Source organism: Kitasatospora sp. McL0602, assembly GCF_052076145.1.
In the GTDB taxonomy this organism is placed as follows: domain Bacteria; phylum Actinomycetota; class Actinomycetes; order Streptomycetales; family Streptomycetaceae; genus Kitasatospora.
The window spans coordinates 4,653,724-4,671,523 of sequence record NZ_CP197246.1; the positions used below are offsets into that span (position 1 = coordinate 4,653,724).

Here is a 17,800-nt window from a genome sequence, read left to right on the forward strand (position 1 = left end):
ACCGCGAGCGACGCCCCGGTGGGACTCGGACACAGTACCGATGGTTCAGGAGGATTATCAGGCCGGTGGCCGAGTCGTCGGCCACCGGCCCCCGGTGCCGGTCGGTGAGCAGTGGTCAGTGCTGGTCGGTGCCGGTCAGCGCCGTTCGAGCAGGGTGACGGTCATCCTGTCGCTGGTGTGCTGGCCGACCTGCTTGTACTGCTGCAGAGCCTTCTTCTCGCCTGCGGTCAGGTCGACGTTGGTCTGGATGTCCTGCGGAGCGCCGGCGGTGACGAGCCACACCCGGGGGGTGTCGATGACGCACCCGGCCTCGTTGGTGCAGCGCTTCGGGTGGAGCTGGCCGATCTCGGCCGAACTGCCCGTCATGGTGACGTCCTTGAGGTGGACGCTGTCGGGGAGGTAGTAGCCGACCGCCGTGTCGATCTGGAACTCCCAGGGCGAGCGGGCCGGGAGCAGGCCGTCGCCCGGCCGGTAGCCCTGCGCGATGACGGCGGCGACGCCCTTGGCGTCCCAGTTCTCGCGGGACAGCGCATGGCGCATCTGCCGCTGCTCGGGTGCGCCGAGCAGGATCAGAACGGCCAGGCTCACCGCGCCGAGCGCCTTGGGCCGCAGCGAGGTCAGGACGTTGGCGGCGAGCAGGGCCCAGGCGGGCAGCGTGAACAGCAGGTAGCGGTCGAAGAAGTAGTGCGAGGAGCTCTGCGAGATGAGCCACACCAGGGCGATCGGCAGGATCGCCATCACCCCGACCTCGAAGGCGACCCGGCGGCGGCTCGGCCAGGCCAGCGGCAGCACGGCGAGCGCGAGGAAGGCGTAGCTGACCCAGGACGAGCCGAACAGCCCGCGCCAGAAGACCTCCCCGATGTACTGCACGCTCGGCGAGTCCAGCCAGCCCAGTTGGACACCCGCCTGCTTCTGGCCGAGCTGCATGACCGGCAGCACCGGCAGCACGCCGACCACGGCGGCGAGCACGAAGCCGACCGGCAGCGCGCGTTCCCGCCGGTGCCACCAGCGCATGCCGACGATGACGGCGTGGGCGCTCAGGTAGGTCAGCGCCACCAGGTGGAAGTAGCCGGTCAGCGGGATGCAGCAGCCGTACGCGGTCCAGCGCAGCGCGGTCGGCCGCTCCAGCGCGCGCAGCAGCAGCCAGGTCGCCGCGGCCACGCCGAGGATCGCGAAGGCGTACCCGCGGGCCTCCTGCGCATAGCGGGAGACGGCCGGGATGGTCGCGAAGACCACACCGGCGACCAGGCCGGTGGTGCGGCCGAAGAGCTTCCGGCCGGCCAGTGCGACGAAGACGGTGGCCCCGACCATCGCCAGCACCGACGGGAGACGGAGGGCGAGCAGGGAGTGCCCGAACAGGGACACCCAGAACTGCTCGATGAGGTAGTAGAGGCCGGTGGAGGCGTCGATGTTGTGCAGCATCGTGACGAGATCGCCGGGGCTGCGGTTGATCGCACCCCAGGTGGCGAGCTCGTCCCGCCAGAGGGCGACGCGGCCGATGTGGTAGCCGCCGAGGCCCAGCATCAGCAGGGCCGGCCACAGCCAGTAGAGGCGTGTGACGACGGCGGACAGGCGGCGAGCCCTCCCCAGGGCGTCGGGTATCGGCGCGTCAGCAGCCGACTCGACGGCTCTCGCCGTACTGGTACGCATCGCGGCGGACCTTCCGTTCGGTTCGGTCGCGGCGGAGCGGTACGGGACGCGACAGGTGAGGGAGGGGCGGTCGGCCGCAGTGGCACGAGACCGGCACAGCACCGTGCCGGCAGGCCGTTCGTTCGGCCCGGAACCCCCCGAAGAACGGTACCAGCGCCACATGAATGGCCGGGGTGCCGATCGGGCCGCCCGTAGCTACTCACGCACCCGGGCCGCGTTCGGTTGCACCATCCGCCGGACGTGCCCGAACAGTCAGGGGCGCAGGGCAGCGGCAATACCGCCCCGGCGGCTTGTTCGGCTAGCCTCCCTCCCTGTGACCGTAATAGAACAGCAGCCGACCGAGACCTCCGGCGGCACAGCGCAGAAGCCAGTCGTCGCCAGGTCCGCCGGCCGGATGGGATGGCTCGACGCCATCCGGGGTGTGGCGGCGCTGCTCGTCGCGGTCCACCACTTCGGGTTGCTGGCGCTGATACCCGGCGGCGCGTACTTCGGGAAGCACTTCGACCTCGGCATCTACGCCGTCATGGTCTTCTTCCTGGTCAGCGGGTACATCATCCCGGCCTCGCTGGAACGCCGGGGCGACGTGCGGGGCTTCTGGGTCGGCCGGTTCTTCCGGATCTACCCGCTGCTGCTGGTCGTGGTCACGATCGCGCTGCTCGTCCTGCCGCAGAAGTTCTCCGCCGTGCCCGTCCAGGGCGACATCGAGCAGCCGGTCCGCGCGACGGTCGCCAACCTGACGCTGCTGCAGGACCTGCTCAACATCCCGAACGGGCTCGGGGTGCTCTGGACGCTCTCGTACGAGATGGTCTTCTACTTCTTCGTCTCCGCCCTCTTCGTGGCGGGCTGGCACCGGAAGAGCAGCGAGATCTCGATCGGCTTCGGCGCCCTCTGCCTGCTGCTCGGGGCGGCCGTCCCGAGCCAGATGATCACCCACGACAAGGGCTCCACGCTGCACGCCGTGATGTCCGCCGCGCTGATCATGGGGATGGGCCTGGTCTGCATCATGACCGGCCGTCCGGCGGCGACCAAGTTCGGTGCGGTGCTGCTCGGCGGGCTCGGTGCGGTGCTGATCTTCGGCAACTCCCGCGCGATGTTCTTCGAGAGCATGATCATCCTCGGCACGATGTTCGCGGGCACCGCGATCTACCGCGCCGAGAAGGGCCAGGCCGACAAGGTGCTGACCTGGCTCGGCTGCGGCTTCGTCATCGTCGCCGGCTTCGCCGCCGGGTACATGTACAACCGGGGCATCCCCGCCATCTGGAAGTCCTGGGTCGAGACCTGGCAGGGCTTCTCCTTCCCGTACCTCGCGGCCTGGATCACCTTCGGCCTCGCGATGCTGGCCCGGCACAAGCGCTTCCCCCGGGTGCTGACCTTCCTCGGCGCGATCAGCTACTCGGTGTACGTGGTGCACATCCCCGTCCTGATGGCCGTCCGCTGGCTGGTCCCCGCCACGGACTTCCCGGCGCACGGGATCGGCAAGTTCAGCCAGGCGGGGATCTTCCTCGCCGCCGTGATCGGGATCAGCTACCTGACCTACCGCTTCGTCGAGCTGCCCGGCCAGAACCTGGGCCGCCGCCTGCTGAAGCGCATGCAGCAGCGCTCCGAGCCCGTCGAGGCGAAGGTCTGACCTGTACGACGAGGTCAGGCGGGCCGGACGGCTCCGGCGAAGGGCATGACGTCGACCGACTCGTAGCGGACGGGTGCGCCCGGGTGCGGGGCGTGGATCATGCGGCCGTAGCCGGTGTAGAGGCCGACGTGGCTGACGGCGGAGAAGAAGAAGACCAGGTCGCCGGGGCGGAGTTCGCCCCGGGAGACCCGGGGGGCGGCGTCGATCTGGGCGTAGGTGGTGCGGGGGAGGCTCACCCCGGCGGCGGCCCAGGCGGCCTGGACGAGGCCGGAGCAGTCGTAGGAGCCGGGCCCGGTGGCGCCCCAGACGTAGGGCTTGCCGAGCTGGGCGACGGCGAACGCGACGGCCTGGGCGGCGCGGCCGGTGGCCGGTGCGGGGGCGTCCGTGAACTCGTCGCCCGGCCCGGCCGGGGTGAGGCGGGCCAGCAGGCTCTGCGCCTGGGCGAGCTTGCGCTGGACGGCGGCCCGGTCGGCGGCCAGCTCCTGCTGGCGGCGGCTCAGCTCGGCCAGGCGGTCCTGCGCCTCGGCGGTCTGGGTGTCCAACGCGGTGCGCTGGCGGCCGTACTGCTGGAGGGTCTGCTGCTCGATCGCCCCCGCCTGGTCGAGCATGCCCGCGCGCTCCAGGAACTGCTGCGGGTCGTCGGCGAGGGCCAGTTGGAGCGTCCGGGAGAGGCCGCCGCTGCGGTACTGGTCGGCGGCGAGGGCGCCGAGCCGGGCCCGGGTGGTCTCGACGGCGGCGATCTTGCGGGCCAGCTCGTCCTGGAGCCGGCCGACCTGCCGCTGGAGGGCCGCCGCCTGCTCGCCCGCGCCGTCGTAGCGCTGGGTGGCCTGCTCGGCCTCCTGGAAGAGCTCGTCCACCTGGGCCCGGACCTGCGCCGCACCGGGCGCCGGTTCGGCGTGGCTCGGTGCGGCGAGGCCGCCGACGGAGACGGCTGCCGCCCCCGCGAAGGTGGCGACCGTGCGGGAGCGCCGTGGGGCGGTCCGGGGTTTTCGGTGCGAGGCCATGGCGGGTGGGGCTCCTGGTCCTGGGTGTGAGCTGGTGCTGTGCGGGCGGCAGGGTGTGCCGGTCCGGTGTAGGACGGGGACGTTAGCGGGCCGCCGCGCCGCGCCGCGCCGCAAGTCACGGCCCTGACCGGAAGCCTGCGGAACTGATCATTCCGCTGTCCGGATCCGTCGTTCTGCCGCGCTGATCAGCACGGATCTGGCAGATTCACCGGCCGGGTCGGGCTGTCGGTGGCGGGCCATAGACTCGAAGGGCCATGACTAGCCTCTTTGACGACCTCCCGCTCCCCGGCTTCGAGGACCCCTCGGCCGAGTCGCAGCAGCAGCCGAAGCCCGTCGACGAGCCCCCGTACGAGGAGCCTCCGTACGACGCTCCGCACGACATGTACGAGAGCACGTACGAGGAGGCCATCCCCGAGGGCCTGTTCCAGACCGACCACGCGGCCGCCGTCGAGCGCGACGCCTGGCACCGCAACGGCGCTGCCCGCACCGTGGTGGACCCGGTGCAGCTGCTGGAGGGGATGAACGACCCGCAGCGCGAGGCCGTGCTGCACGCCGGCTCGCCGCTGCTGATCGTCGCCGGGGCCGGCTCCGGCAAGACCCGGGTGCTGACGCACCGGATCGCGTACCTGCTCGGCGCCCGGCACGTGCAGCCGGGCGAGATCCTGGCGATCACCTTCACCAACAAGGCCGCCGGGGAGATGCGCGAGCGCGTCGAGAGCCTGGTCGGGCCGCGCGCCCGCGCGATGTGGGTGTCGACCTTCCACAGCGCGTGCGTGCGCATCCTGCGCCGGGAGAGCAAGGTCCTCGGCTTCACGTCCAGCTTCTCGATCTACGACTCGGCGGATTCGCAGCGGCTGATGGCGCTGTGCTGCCGCGATCTCGACCTGGACCCGAAGCAGTTCCCGCCGAAGTCCTTCACCGCGAAGATCAGCAACCTCAAGAACGAGCTGATCGACGAGGAGACGTACGCCGCGCAGGCCGCCAACCCGATGGAGAAGAAGCTCGCCGAGGCGTACTTCCTCTACCAGCGCCGCCTGCGCGAGGCCAACGCGCTGGACTTCGACGACATCATCATGACGACGGTCAACCTGCTCCAGGCCTTCCCTGCCGTCGCAGAGCACTACCGCCGGCGCTTCCGGCACATCCTGGTCGACGAGTACCAGGACACCAACCACGCCCAGTACATGCTGGTCCGCGAGCTCAGCGGCGGCACCGCCCAGGCCCTGAAGCGCACCGTGGACGGCGACTTCGTCAACCCGGCAGCCGCGCAGCTCGCCGAGGTGCCGCCTGCCGAGCTGTGCGTGGTGGGTGACGCCGACCAGTCGATCTACGCCTTCCGAGGCGCGACGATCCGCAACATCCTCCAGTTCGAGGAGGACTACCCGGACGCGACGACGATCCTGCTGGAGCAGAACTACCGCTCCACCCAGACCATCCTGAGCGCCGCCAACGCCGTCATCGAGCGCAACACCAGCCGCCGCGAGAAGAAGCTCTGGACGGCGGGCGAGCACGGCGAGAAGGTCGTCGGGTACGTCGCGGACGACGAGCACGGCGAGGCGCAGTTCATCGCCGACGAGATCGACCGGCTGACCGACAAGGGCGAGGCCCGGCCCGGCGACGTCGCGATCTTCTACCGGACGAACGCGCAGTCCCGCGTCTTCGAAGAGGTCTTCATCCGGGTCGGCCTGCCCTACAAGGTCGTCGGCGGGGTGCGCTTCTACGAGCGCAAGGAGGTCCGCGACGTCCTCGCGTACCTGCGGGTGCTCTCCAACCCCGAGGACACCGTGCCGCTGCGGCGCATCCTCAACGTGCCCAAGCGCGGCATCGGCGACCGCGCCGAGGCGATGATCGACGCGCTCTCCTCGCGCGAGCGGATCAGCTTCGCCCAGGCGCTGCAGCGGGTCGACGAGGCGTACGGGATGGCCGCGCGCTCGGCCAACGCCGTACGGAAGTTCAACGACCTGATGGCCGGGCTGCGGCAGATCGTCGAATCCGGCGCGGGCCCGGCCGCCGTGCTGGAGGCGGTGCTGGAGGAGACCGGTTACCTCGCCGAACTCCAGCACTCCACCGACCCGCAGGACGAGACCCGGGTGGAGAACCTCCAGGAGCTCGCCGCCGTCGCCCTGGAGTACGAGAAGGACCCGGGCGAGCGCCCGGACGGCGACGGCGAGGGCACCCCGCCGGTCGGCTCGCTCGCCGACTTCCTGGAGCGGGTCGCGCTGGTCGCGGACTCCGACCAGATCCCCGATGACGAGGACGGCTCGGGCGTCATCACGATGATGACGCTGCACACGGCCAAGGGCCTCGAGTTCCCGGTGGTCTTCCTGACCGGCATGGAGGACGGGATCTTCCCGCACATGCGGGCCCTCAACCAGGTCAAGGAGCTGGAGGAGGAGCGCCGCCTCGCGTACGTCGGCCTTACCCGCGCCCGGCAGCGGCTCTACCTGACCCGCTCGGTGTTGCGCAGCGCCTGGGGCCAGCCCTCCTACAACCCGGCCTCGCGCTTCCTGGAGGAGATCCCGGATTCGCTGGTGCACTGGAAGCGGACGGGCGCGGCCTCGGCGCCGCCCTCCCGGAGCCTGTCCTCCTCCTCCTCCTCCTCGTCCTCGTCGTCCTCCTACGGCTCCTCCGCGCGGGGCGGCGCGGCGCCGAAGGCCGGCTGGGGCAAGTCCGTCCGCAAGGTCACCGAGCGCGAGATCGTCGCGCTGGCCGTCGGCGACCGCGTGACCCACGACACCTTCGGCCTGGGCACGGTGGCGGCGACCTCGGGCGTCGGCGACAAGGCCCAGGCGACGATCGACTTCGGTGCCTCCGGGCGCAAGCAGCTGCTGCTGCGCTACGCGCCGGTCGAGAAGTTGTAACTCCCTGGTCGGCCTCCCCATGAGCCGGTTATCGATGGTTAACTACGGGAGGCCGACCGGGTCGGCCGCGTGTTGGGACAACGTGGTCCAGGAGGCAGTGATGGGTGTGTCAGGCCCGATCCGTGTGGTCGTAGCCAAGCCGGGGCTCGACGGGCATGACCGGGGCGCCAAGGTGATCGCGCGGGCGCTGCGCGACGCCGGTATGGAGGTCATCTACACCGGCCTGCACCAGACCCCCGAGCAGATCGTCGACACGGCGATCCAGGAGGACGCGGACGGCATCGGCCTGTCCGTCCTCTCCGGCGCCCACATGACACTGTGCGCCAAGGTGGTCGAGCTGCTGAAGGAGCGCGACGCCGCCGACATCAAGGTCTTCTGCGGCGGCATCATCCCGGACGACGACATGGCCGAGCTCAAGGCGCTCGGCGTCATCGGCATCTTCACCCCGGGCACCCCGACCACCGAGATCATCGACTGGGTCAAGTCCAACCTCCGCTAGGGACCGGTCTGCGGGTCCAGCTCGGAGAGCATCGCGGCGCGGAAGCGCAGCGTCCCCGCCAGCCGGGTGAAGGTCTCCGCCCAGGAGCTGTCCGGGGTGGTCACGGCCGCCAGCGACTCGACCTCCGGGGCGGTCTCGGGGGCGAGCGCCCGCTCGGTCATGCCGAGCACGCCGCTGTGGCTCCACGGGTACGCGCCGGAGTCGGCCGCCCGTCGGAGCGCGGCGACGACGGCGGTGCTCAGCGGCGGGGTCCAGGGCGTGGCGCAGGCGCCGAGTGCCTGGAACGCCTCGCCCAGCCCGTGGGCGGCTATGTAGGAGGCCGTCCAGGCCGCCCGCTCGGCGGGGGGCAGGACGGCGAGCAGCTTGGCGGAGGCGCCGGCCGTCCGGTCCGGGCGGCCGCGCCTGGCGGGCCGGACCGTCGGCGCCGGCCCGAGCAGGGCGCGGGCCCAGACGGCGTCCTGCTGCCGGACGGCGGCGCGGGCCCAGCCCTCCCGCAGGTCCTCCGTCCACTCCTGCTCGACCACCGGCAGGGCGAGCAGCTGCGCCGGGTCGAGCCCGGTGTCGCCCGTCCAGACCCCGAGCGGAGTGGCGGCGACGACCTCGCCGAACCACCAGGCCCGTTCGCCGCGCCCGGTGGGGGACTTGGGCGGCACGCCGTCCCGCTGCATCGCGGCGTCGCACTCGGCGGGCGGGTCGACCACCAGCCTGCCGCCGCTGGACAGCCTGCCTCCCTCGAACCGCACGGCGGCGCGGGCCCGTTCGGCCATCCGCCCCGCCAGCGCGGAGCCGGGGAGGGTGGAGAGCAGCTCGGCGGCCATCGCCCGGACGTTCTTGCTGCGGTCGGTGAGGGTGGCCTCCAGGAACTCCTCGTCGGCGGGCGACAACCCCTCCTGGAGGGTGTCGAGGAAGAGCAGCCGGTCCTCCGCGCGCTCCGCCGCCCAGGTCGAGCGCAGCAGGCCGAGGGCGGCCGCCGGGTCGCTGCGGCGCAGTCTGGTCAGGTGGGTGACCCGCTCGGCGAACAGGCCCTCCTGCCAGAGCCGGTCGGTCGGCTCGGCGGGTGCGGCCTGCGCGACCGTACGGCTGACGAAGCGCCAGTCCGGGTTCTGCGCGGCGAGCCAGTGACCGAGCGGACCGGCCAGGGTGACGGTGTCGCTGCGCAGTTCGGTGCGGGCGCGGGCCGCGTCCAGCAGCTCGGGCAGCTGGGCGGCGGGCGCCCGGTAGCCGTGTTCGCGGGCCGTGGCGAGCCACTGCGGCAGCAGCTCGCCGAGATTGGCGACGTGCCCGGCGCCCTGCCGCTCGCCGATCAGCAGGGCGAGCCGTCGGGCGGCGGCCTCCGGCACCTCGGGCCGGGGGTCGGGCGCGGGGGGCTCCGGCAGCTCGACGGCCGGGCCGGGCCGGGCCCCGGCCCGGCGCCGTACGGTCTCCAGGGCGGCCAGCTCCAGCAGGGCGCGGGCCGGGTCGGAGCGGTCCACGGCGGCGGTGAGCGTGCTGCCGGCGGGCGGTAGCGGTCGGCGGTCGGTGCCGAGCAGGGCGGCGGTCCGGAGGTCTTCCCAGGTCACTGTGCGGCTCCTTGGTCGGTAGGGCGGGTCATCGGGCGAGGGCGGTCGGGCGGCCGTCGCGCGTCCAGGCGGTGACGGGGGCGAAGCCCGCGTGCCCGTACTCGCCGAAGAGCGTCACCGGGTGCCCGGCCGAGACGGCCGCGAGCCGCCAGAGCGCGGTCTCGGGGATGCTGCCCGGCCGGACGGCGACGCTGTGCCGACCGTCCGTCAGCTGCCAGCCGCCGGGCCGCAGGACCGGCACCACGCCGTCCAGCACGGTCGGCCAGTGCTCGAGCCAGGGATCGTCCGCGACGGCCTCGCCGTACGCTGCGGCGGCCTCCTCGGGGGAGAGCCCGGCGGGCGGCTCGGCCGGGGCCGGCTCGGGCGTGCCGTGCCGGGTGCCGAGGACGGCCCGAAGCGGGCGGGCGCCCGGGTGGAAGGCCAGCTCGGCCTCCAGCAACAGACCGGTGGGCAGGGCGAGTTCGGGAGCCTTGCCGGGGCGTCCGAAGGAGAGCAGCAGGGCCGGGCGGCCGGTCTTGGCGCCGCGCAGCCAGATCCGCCGGGTGGTGAGCCGCCCGTCGGCGGAGCCCTCGGCGCCGGTGGTGCGGGCGCCGAGCACCTGCCAGCGGTCGCGGACCGTCGGCCCGGCGAGCAGCTCGGCGGTGTCGCTGGTGAAACCGACCCGGGTGCGGACGGTCGCCGCCAGCGGCTCCGGCAGCTCGCCGACCCGGCCGTAGGCCCCGGCGAGCAGGTCGAGCAGCGCGTACCCGGAGAGCAGCTCGTCCTCCGGTGTCTCCTCCAACTGCCGTACCCGCGAGGCCAGCCCGGGGGCCTGGGCGTCGACCATCCGGGCCGCGACCTCCCCCCAGCCGCCCGCGACGGGCGCCCGGTCGGCCAGGCCGTGCCGGACGCGGTCGGCGAGCCGCAGCCGCAGCTCCTGTGCCCCCGCAGCGACGCGGGCCGCACGCTGCTCGGCCCGGCGCTGCGCGGCGACCGGGTCGGTGACGGCCGCCACGGCGGGCTTCTCCACCTCCTGCCGCCCGGCCAGCCACTCCGCCGCCCACTCGGGCGGCTCGGCGCCCGAGGCGACGGCCTCCGGGCTGCCGCTCCACAGCAGCAGCAGGCCCAGTGCGTGCTTGCACGGGAACTTCCGGCTCGGGCAACTGCACTTGTACGCAGGCGCGGCCAGGTCGATCACCGTCCGGTACGGCGTGCTGCCGCTGCCCTTGCAGAGCCCCCACAGTGCGGTGTGCCCCCAGCCCGTCCCGGACCAGGGAGCGGCGGCGGAGAGCTTGCCCGCCGCCTTGCACGACGCCTGGTCAGGCGCGAGGGACAGGACGTGTTCGGTGCTCCAACGTTCCTCCATGCCGCAGACGCTAGAAGCGCCCACTGACAGTCGGTCGGCGGGCGCTGTCAGTGGGCTGCGGCATCGTTGTTCTCGCAGGCAGAGCCTCCGCCGACACCCACTTCCCCGTCCTTCCGCCCTGCCACAGGTATGCCCTGAAGGAGCTTCAGATGACTGCTCGTACGAGTGAGAACGCCGCCCAGGCCGAGGTGCTCCGGGAGCACGCCGAGGACGCGTACGCCGCCGAGCTCGCCGCTCTCGCCGCGCAGGACGACCGCCCCCGCCCCGAGCGCTGGCGGCTCTCGCCCTGGGCCGTCGCCACGTACCTGCTCGGCGGCGAGCTGCCGGACGGCACGGTGATCAGCCCCAAGTACGTCGGCCCGCGCCGGATCGTCGAGGTCGCCGTCACCACGCTGGCCACCGACCGGGCGCTGCTGCTGCTCGGGGTGCCCGGCACTGCCAAGACCTGGGTCTCCGAGCACCTCGCGGCGGCGATCTCCGGTGACTCCACGCTGCTCGTCCAGGGCACCGCCGGGACGCCGGAGGAGGCCGTCCGCTACGGCTGGAACTACGCCCAGCTGCTCGCGCACGGGCCCAGCCGGGCGGCGCTGGTGCCCTCCCCGGTGATGCGGGCGATGGCCGACGGCAAGATCGCCCGGGTCGAGGAGCTGACCCGCATCCCGGCCGACGTGCAGGACGGCCTGATCACCATCCTCTCCGAGAAGACCCTGCCGATCCCCGAGCTGGGCGACGAGACGCAGGCCGTGCGCGGCTTCAACCTGATCGCCACCGCCAACGACCGCGACCGGGGCGTCAACGAGCTCTCCAGCGCGCTGCGCCGCCGGTTCAACACCGTCGTCCTCCCGCTGCCCGGCTCGCTGGACGAGGAGGTCGACATCGTCACCCGCCGGGTCAACCAGCTCGGCCGCTCGCTCGACCTGCCCGAACTCCCGGGCGGAGCCGAGGAGATCCGCCGGGTCGTCACGGTCTTCCGCGAGCTGCGGGACGGCATCACCACCGACGGCCGCACCAAGGTCAAGACCCCGAGCGGCACCCTCTCCACCGCCGAGGCGATCTCCGTCGTCACCAACGGCCTCGCCCTCGCCGCCCACTTCGGCGACGGCGTGCTCCGCGCCGCCGACGTCACCACCGGCATAGCCGGCGCCGTCCTGCGCGACCCGGTCGCCGACCGGGCCGTCTGGCGCGAGTACGTCGAGGGCGTCGTCCGCGAGCGCGAGGGCTGGAAGGACTTCTACCGCGCAGCGAGGCAGTAGCCCGGCACGTCACAGCACGTCACACCGAAGTCGAAAGGAGAGCACGCCGATGACCGCCGATGTGACCCTGCTGGGCGTGCGGCACCACGGGCCCGGCTCGGCCCGTGCCGTGGCCGCCGCGTTGGAGCAGCTGGCACCCGACGTAGTGCTGATCGAGGGCCCGCCGGAGGCGGACGGGATCGTGGCGCTGGCGGGGGAGAAGAGTATGGTGCCGCCCGTCGCGCTGCTCGCGCACGCGGTGGACGACCCGGCGCGGGCCGCGTTCTGGCCGTTCGCGGTCTTCTCACCGGAGTGGGTCGCCGTCCGGTACGCCGTCGAGCGCGACCTCCCCGTCCGCTTCGTCGACCTCCCGGCCGCCCACACCCTGGCCCCCGACGCACCGGCACGCGAGGACGACGCGCCCACCGACCCGCTCGGTGAACTCGCCCGCGCCGCCGGGCACGACGACGCCGAGCGCTGGTGGGAGGACGTCGTCGAGCACCGCAGCCCCGGCGCCGACGCCCTCGCCCCGTTCGCCGCCGTCGCCGAGGCCATGACGGCCCTGCGCGAGCAGACCCCTGTCGGGCGGCGGGACGAGCTGCGTGAGGCGTACATGCGCCAGCAGATCCGCGCCGCCCACCGGGCCGGGCACAGCACGATCGCCGTGGTCTGCGGCGCCTGGCACGTCCCGGCGCTGGCGGTCATGCCGAGCGTCACCCACGACCGGGCGCTGCTCGCCACCCTGCCGAAGAAGGTGAGGACCGAGATCACCTGGGTGCCCTGGACGCACCGCAGGCTCTCCCAGCACACCGGCTACGGCGCGGGCATCGACTCACCTGGCTGGTACCACCACCTCTTCACCACCCCCGACGCCGACCCGCTGCCCCGCTGGCTCACCCGCGCCGCCGAGCTGCTCCGCGGCGAGGACCACCCGGTCTCCTCCGCCCACGTGATCGAGGCCGTCCGGCTGGCGGGCACCCTCGCGGTGATGCGCGAGCGGCCGCTCGCCGGGCTGACGGAGACGCTCGACGCCGTACGGTCCGTCATGTGCGACGGCTCCGACCTCGCGCTGGCCCTGGTGCACGACCGGCTGGTGGTCGGTGACGCCCTCGGCGAGGTGCCCGAGTCGGCGCCGACGGTGCCGCTCCAGCGGGATCTCGCCCGGCTCCAGCGCAGCCTGCGGCTCAAGCCGGAGGCCGTCGACCGCGAGCTGGACCTCGACCTGCGGAAGGAGCTGGACACCGCCCGCTCCCTGCTGCTGCACCGCCTGCGGCTGCTCGGCCTCGACTGGGGCACCCCGACCCGCTCCGCCACCGGCTCCACCGGCACCTTCCGGGAGAGCTGGCGGCTGCACTGGGAGCCCGAGTTCGCCGTCCGGGTGGTCGAGGCGGCCCAGTGGGGCACCACCGTCGAGGACGCGGCCACCGCCAAGGCCGTCGAGACCGCGCTCACCACCCAGGAGCTGCCCGCCCTGACCGCCCTCGCCGAGCGCTGCCTGCTCGCCGGGCTGCCCGGCGCCCTGCCGCCGGTGATGCAGGTGCTCGCCGACCGCGCGGCCCTCGACACCGACGTCGCCGAACTCGCCGGAGCCCTCCCCGCGCTGGTCCGCGCCCTGCGCTACGGCGACGTACGCGGCACCGACGCGGGCGCCCTCGACGGCGTGGCACGCGGGCTGGCCGAGAGGATCTGCATCGGCCTCCCGCCCGCCTGCACCGGCCTGGACGCGGAGGGTGCGGCGGCCATGCGGCAGCACCTGGACGCGGTGCATTCCGCTGTCGCGCTGCTCGGAGACTCCGCCGGCCAGGCAGGCCCCGGGTCTGTGACCGGCTTGGCCGACCGCTGGGCGGCGACGCTGCACTCGCTCTCGCGGCGGGAGCCGACGGCCGGTCCGGCGACGGGGGTGCCGGGGCTGCTGCGGGGGCGGGCCGTCCGGCTGCTGCTGGACGACGGGCGGCTCGACTCGGCGGAGGCCGGGCGGCGGATGGGGCTGGTGCTCTCGGTGGCGACGGCTCCGGCGGATGCGGCCGGGTGGGTCGAGGGCTTCCTCTCCGGCGGCGGGGCGCTGCTGCTGCACGACCCCCGGCTGCTCGGGCTGCTGGACGAGTGGCTGAGCGGCGTACCGGGGGAGGTCTTCACCGACGTCCTGCCGCTGCTGCGGCGGACGTTCTCGGCCCTGGAGTCTGGGGTGCGCCGCACCGTCGGCGAGCGCGTCGCCGCCGGTCCGCTCGGCGCGCCGCCCGTACCGGCCGCCGAGGCGACGGAGCTCGACGAGGGGCGGGCCGATGCCGTGCTGCCGGTGCTCGCCCTGCTGCTCGGCCTCCCGACGCCCTGTCACACCCCGGGCCTGGCCCGGATCCCCCGTCAGCCCGACCGAAGGAGTGCCAAGTGACCGCCGATCTCAAGGACGAGCGGCTGCGCCGCTGGCGGCTCGTGCTCGGCGGCGAGGCGGACGGCACCGGCTGCCGCCTCACCGGTCGGGACGCCGCGATGGACGGCGCGCTCGCCGCGCTCTACCGCAGCGGCGGCGAGGCGGGGCAGGGCGCGGCCCGCTCCGCCGGGTTGGGCGGTTCGGCGCCGAAGGTGGCCCGCTGGCTGGGCGACATCCGGGAGTACTTCCCGACCACGGTGGTGCAGTTGATGCAGCAGGACGCGATCTCCCGGCTCGGCCTCGACCGGCTGCTGCTGGAGCCGGAGATGCTGGAGGCCGTCGAGCCGGACGTGCACCTCGTCGGCACCCTGCTCTCGCTCAAGCACGCACTGCCCGAGACCACCCGGGAGACGGCCCGTGCGGTGGTCGGCAAGGTGGTGGCGGAGCTGGAGCGCCGGCTGGCCGACCGCACCCGGGCCACCCTCGGTGGTGCGCTGGACCGCAGCGCCAAGGTCAGCCGGCCGCGCCACCAGGACATCGACTGGGGCGCCACCGTCCGGGCCAACCTGAAGAACTACCTGCCGGAGTACCGGACGGTCGTCCCCGAGCGGCTGGTCGGCTACGCCCGTGCCCAGCGGGCGGTCAAGAAGGACGTCATCCTCTGCATCGACCAGTCCGGCTCGATGGCCGCCTCCGTCGTGCACTCGGCGGTCTTCGGCGCGGTGCTCGCCTCGATGAAGAGCCTGGCGACGCGGCTGGTCGTCTTCGACACCTCCGTGGTCGACCTCACCGAGCAGCTGACCGACCCGGTGGACGTGCTCTTCGCGACGCAGCTCGGCGGCGGCACCGACATCAACCGGGCGCTGGCGTACTGCCAGTCGAAGATCACCCGCCCGGCCGAGACGATCGTCGTCCTGATCAGCGACCTCTACGAGGGCGGCATCCGCAACGAGATGCTCAAGCGGGTCGCGGCGATGAAGGCGGCGGGCGTCCAGTTCATCGCCCTGCTCGCGCTCTCCGACGAGGGCGCCCCCTCCTACGACCACGCGCACGCCGCCGCGCTCGCGGCGCTCGGCGCACCCGCCTTCGCCTGCACGCCGGACGTCTTCCCCGACATCATGGCCGCCGCGATCGAGAAGCGGCCGTTGCCGATCCCGGACGCCGGTAAATGACGGAGTGACAGTCGGCCCGTACACCCGTGCGTGCGAATCCCGTCGACGGCCCGTACTGTCCGCGCACCCCCCGTGAGCTGGGCGCGCGACACGCTCGGGTGCGGCCGTTGTGACGGTTCTCACCAAACCGGACCGGGCTGCGGGCGAAACACGCCCGCCCGGCGGGGATAACCTGCCAGACGGACGTGACGCGCGTGTTGATTGACGTGTGCGCCCGTGGCTGTGCGGGCCGTAAGGCTCATGTTTCTGCGTACCCGCACCGCCTCGACGACCCGCAGCGAAGATCCTGCCGTGGCACGCTCGTAGAGACACAATCCGCGACCACGAACAAGGACGAACACACGTGGACCTGTTCGAGTACCAGGCGAGGGACCTCTTCGCCAAGCACGGTGTACCCGTGCTTGACGGCGATGTCATCGAGACCCCCGAAGCTGCGCGCGCGATCGCCGAGCGCTTCGGCGGCCGTGCCGTCGTCAAGGCTCAGGTGAAGGTCGGTGGGCGAGGCAAGGCCGGTGGCGTGAAGCTCGCCTCGGACCCTGAGGACGCTGTCGCCAAGTCCGCCGCCATCCTCGGCATGGACATCAAGGGCCACACCGTTCACAAGGTGATGCTGGCCCAGACGGCGGACATCAAGGACGAGTACTACGTCTCGTTCCTGCTGGACCGCACCAACCGCACCTTCCTGGCGATGGCCAGCGTCGAGGGCGGCGTGGAGATCGAGGTCGTCGCCGAGGAGAACCCCGACGCGCTGGCCAAGATCGCCGTTGACGCCAACGAGGGCTGCACCCCGGAGAAGGCCGCCGAGATCGTCGCCGCGGCGAAGTTCCCGGCCGAGGTGGCCGACCAGGTCGCCGACGTGCTGGTGAAGCTCTGGAAGGTCTTCATCGCCGAGGACGCGCTCCTCGTCGAGGTCAACCCGCTGATCAAGTCCGGCGAGGGCAAGATCATCGCGCTCGACGGCAAGGTCTCCCTGGACGAGAACGCCGAGTTCCGCCAGGCGCACCACGCCGAGCTCGAGGACAAGGCCGCCGCCAACCCGCTCGAGGCGGCGGCGAAGGCCAAGGGCCTCAACTACGTCAAGCTCGAGGGCGAGGTCGGCATCATCGGCAACGGCGCGGGTCTCGTCATGAGCACCCTCGACGTCGTCGCCTACGCCGGCGAGAACCACGGTGGCGTCAAGCCCGCCAACTTCCTCGACATCGGTGGCGGTGCCTCCGCCGAGGTGATGGCGAACGGCCTGGAGATCATCCTGGGCGACCCCGACGTCAAGTCGGTCTTCGTCAACGTCTTCGGTGGCATCACCGCGTGCGACGCGGTCGCCAACGGCATCGTGCAGGCGCTCGCGCTGCTCGAGAGCAAGGGCGAGGCCGTCACCAAGCCGCTCGTCGTCCGCCTGGACGGCAACAACGCGGAGCTGGGTCGCAAGATCCTGGACGACGCCAACCACCCGCTGGTCCAGCGCGTGGACACCATGGACGGTGCCGCCGAGCGCGCCGCCGAGCTCGCGAACGCCGCGAAGTAAGGAAGGGGACTCACACCATGGCTATCTTCCTTACCAAGGACAGCAAGGTCATCGTCCAGGGCATGACCGGCTCCGAGGGCATGAAGCACACCCGCCGCATGCTCGCCTCCGGCACCCAGATCGTCGGCGGCGTGAACCCGCGCAAGGCCGGCACCACCGTTGACGTCGACGGCACCGAGGTGCCCGTCTTCGGCTCGGTCGCCGAGGCCATGAAGGAGACCGGCGCCGACGTCTCGGTCATCTTCGTGCCGCCGGCCTTCACCAAGAGCGCCGTCGTCGAGGCGATCGACGCCGAGATCCCGCTCGCGGTCGTCATCACCGAGGGTGTCCCGGTCCACGACTCGGCCTCCTTCTGGGCGTACGCCGGTGCCAAGGGCAACAAGACCCGCATCATCGGCCCGAACTGCCCCGGCCTGATCTCCCCCGGACAGTCCAACGCGGGCATCATCCCGGCGGACATCACCACCACCGGTCCGATCGGCCTGGTCTCGAAGTCCGGCACGCTGACCTACCAGCTCATGTACGAGCTGCGTGACCTCGGCTTCTCGTCGGCCGTGGGCATCGGCGGCGACCCGGTCATCGGCACCACGCACATCGACGCCCTCGCGGCGTTCGAGGCGGACCCGGAGACCAAGATCATCGTCATGATCGGCGAGATCGGCGGCGACGCCGAGGAGCGTGCGGCGGCCTACATCGCCGAGCACGTCACCAAGCCGGTCGTCGGCTACGTCGCGGGCTTCACCGCCCCCGAGGGCAAGACCATGGGCCACGCCGGCGCCATCGTCTCCGGCTCCTCGGGCACCGCCCAGGCGAAGAAGGAGGCCCTCGAGGCCGCCGGTGTCAAGGTCGGCAAGACGCCGTCCGAGACCGCCCGCCTGGCCCGCGAGCTGATCAGCAAGTAACACCCCGCCCCACCGCCTGCGGCGCCACCACCCTCCGGGGCAGTGGCGCCGCAGTCGCG

The 17,800-nt window shown here is 72.7% G+C and carries 12 protein-coding genes; 8 read left to right on the top strand and 4 right to left on the bottom strand.

Translation table 11 applies throughout. From position 1 onward, the window contains the following. Nucleotides 1-135 precede the first annotated feature (135 nt). Entirely contained in the window at nucleotides 136-1,650 is a 1,515-nt protein-coding gene (locus ACR68M_RS21395) for a glycosyltransferase family 39 protein (protein ID WP_441245711.1), read from the bottom strand. 313 nt (nucleotides 1,651-1,963) lie between these two features. Between ACR68M_RS21395 and ACR68M_RS21400 the strand changes: the two genes are divergently transcribed. Then, nucleotides 1,964-3,277: an acyltransferase family protein gene (locus ACR68M_RS21400; RefSeq protein WP_441245712.1), complete on the top strand. Its 1,314-nt coding sequence runs from the start codon at nucleotides 1,964-1,966 to the stop codon at nucleotides 3,275-3,277. 14 nt (nucleotides 3,278-3,291) lie between these two features. Here ACR68M_RS21400 and ACR68M_RS21405 read toward each other — a convergent pair whose 3' ends face one another. Further along, nucleotides 3,292-4,281: an NlpC/P60 family protein gene (locus ACR68M_RS21405; protein WP_441245713.1), complete on the bottom strand. Its 990-nt coding sequence runs from the start codon at nucleotides 4,279-4,281 to the stop codon at nucleotides 3,292-3,294. Nucleotides 4,282-4,535: 254 nt separating this feature from the next. On the opposite strand from ACR68M_RS21405, the gene pcrA reads away from it, so the two are divergent. Both pcrA and ACR68M_RS21415 read left to right on the top strand, forming a co-directional pair. Next, the gene (gene pcrA, locus ACR68M_RS21410; RefSeq protein WP_441245714.1) at nucleotides 4,536-7,142 is read left to right on the top strand and encodes a DNA helicase PcrA; all 2,607 of its coding nucleotides are present in this window, start codon (nucleotides 4,536-4,538) and stop codon (nucleotides 7,140-7,142) included. 100 nt (nucleotides 7,143-7,242) lie between these two features. After that, nucleotides 7,243-7,641 carry a cobalamin B12-binding domain-containing protein gene (locus tag ACR68M_RS21415; RefSeq protein WP_441245715.1) on the top strand — a complete coding sequence of 133 codons (399 nt, stop codon included), beginning with the start codon at nucleotides 7,243-7,245 and terminating at the stop codon, nucleotides 7,639-7,641. On the opposite strand, the gene ACR68M_RS21420 is transcribed toward ACR68M_RS21415, so the two are convergent. After that, entirely contained in the window at nucleotides 7,638-9,200 is a 1,563-nt protein-coding gene (locus ACR68M_RS21420; RefSeq protein WP_441245716.1) for a DUF5691 domain-containing protein, read from the bottom strand. The two genes, ACR68M_RS21415 and ACR68M_RS21420, sit on opposite strands and share 4 nt — an antisense overlap. A 28-nt stretch (nucleotides 9,201-9,228) precedes the next feature. Continuing rightward, complete coding sequence (locus ACR68M_RS21425) at nucleotides 9,229-10,545, bottom strand: SWIM zinc finger family protein (RefSeq protein ID WP_441245717.1); 1,317 nt, start codon at nucleotides 10,543-10,545, stop codon at nucleotides 9,229-9,231. Between the two features lie 149 nt (nucleotides 10,546-10,694). Here ACR68M_RS21425 and ACR68M_RS21430 point away from each other — a divergent pair, with 149 nt between their 5' ends. The 5 genes from ACR68M_RS21430 to sucD all read left to right on the top strand — a co-directional run bounded on the left by ACR68M_RS21430 (nucleotide 10,695) and on the right by sucD (nucleotide 17,741). Then, nucleotides 10,695-11,798 carry an ATP-binding protein gene (locus ACR68M_RS21430; protein WP_441245718.1) on the top strand — a complete coding sequence of 368 codons (1,104 nt, stop codon included), beginning with the start codon at nucleotides 10,695-10,697 and terminating at the stop codon, nucleotides 11,796-11,798. Nucleotides 11,799-11,847: 49 nt separating this feature from the next. Then, the gene (locus tag ACR68M_RS21435) at nucleotides 11,848-14,166 is read left to right on the top strand and encodes a DUF5682 family protein (RefSeq protein WP_441245719.1); all 2,319 of its coding nucleotides are present in this window, start codon (nucleotides 11,848-11,850) and stop codon (nucleotides 14,164-14,166) included. After that, nucleotides 14,163-15,317, top strand: coding sequence for a VWA domain-containing protein (locus ACR68M_RS21440; RefSeq protein WP_441245720.1), 1,155 nt, complete (start codon nucleotides 14,163-14,165; stop codon nucleotides 15,315-15,317). Before ACR68M_RS21435 ends, ACR68M_RS21440 begins: the two co-directional genes overlap by 4 nt. Before the next feature lie 343 nt (nucleotides 15,318-15,660). Further along, complete coding sequence (gene sucC, locus ACR68M_RS21445; RefSeq protein ID WP_441245721.1) at nucleotides 15,661-16,839, top strand: ADP-forming succinate--CoA ligase subunit beta; 1,179 nt, start codon at nucleotides 15,661-15,663, stop codon at nucleotides 16,837-16,839. A 17-nt stretch (nucleotides 16,840-16,856) separates the two neighbouring features. After that, nucleotides 16,857-17,741, top strand: a complete 885-nt coding sequence (gene sucD / locus ACR68M_RS21450) for a succinate--CoA ligase subunit alpha (protein WP_441245722.1) — start codon at nucleotides 16,857-16,859, stop codon at nucleotides 17,739-17,741. Nucleotides 17,742-17,800: the final 59 nt, after the last annotated feature.

Bases quoted from the DNA above. Each gene is read 5' to 3' on its own strand.
- ACR68M_RS21425 (WP_441245717.1), bottom strand. From the start codon at position 10,545: ATGGAGGAACGTTGGAGCACCGAACACGTCCTGTCCCTCGCGCCTGAC.
- ACR68M_RS21415 (WP_441245715.1), top strand. From the start codon at position 7,243: ATGGGTGTGTCAGGCCCGATCCGTGTGGTCGTAGCCAAGCCGGGGCTC.
- ACR68M_RS21435 (WP_441245719.1), top strand. From the start codon at position 11,848: ATGACCGCCGATGTGACCCTGCTGGGCGTGCGGCACCACGGGCCCGGC.
- ACR68M_RS21405 (WP_441245713.1), bottom strand. From the start codon at position 4,281: ATGGCCTCGCACCGAAAACCCCGGACCGCCCCACGGCGCTCCCGCACG.
- ACR68M_RS21395 (WP_441245711.1), bottom strand. From the start codon at position 1,650: ATGCGTACCAGTACGGCGAGAGCCGTCGAGTCGGCTGCTGACGCGCCG.
- sucD (WP_441245722.1), top strand. From the start codon at position 16,857: ATGGCTATCTTCCTTACCAAGGACAGCAAGGTCATCGTCCAGGGCATG.
- pcrA (WP_441245714.1), top strand. From the start codon at position 4,536: ATGACTAGCCTCTTTGACGACCTCCCGCTCCCCGGCTTCGAGGACCCC.
- ACR68M_RS21430 (WP_441245718.1), top strand. From the start codon at position 10,695: ATGACTGCTCGTACGAGTGAGAACGCCGCCCAGGCCGAGGTGCTCCGG.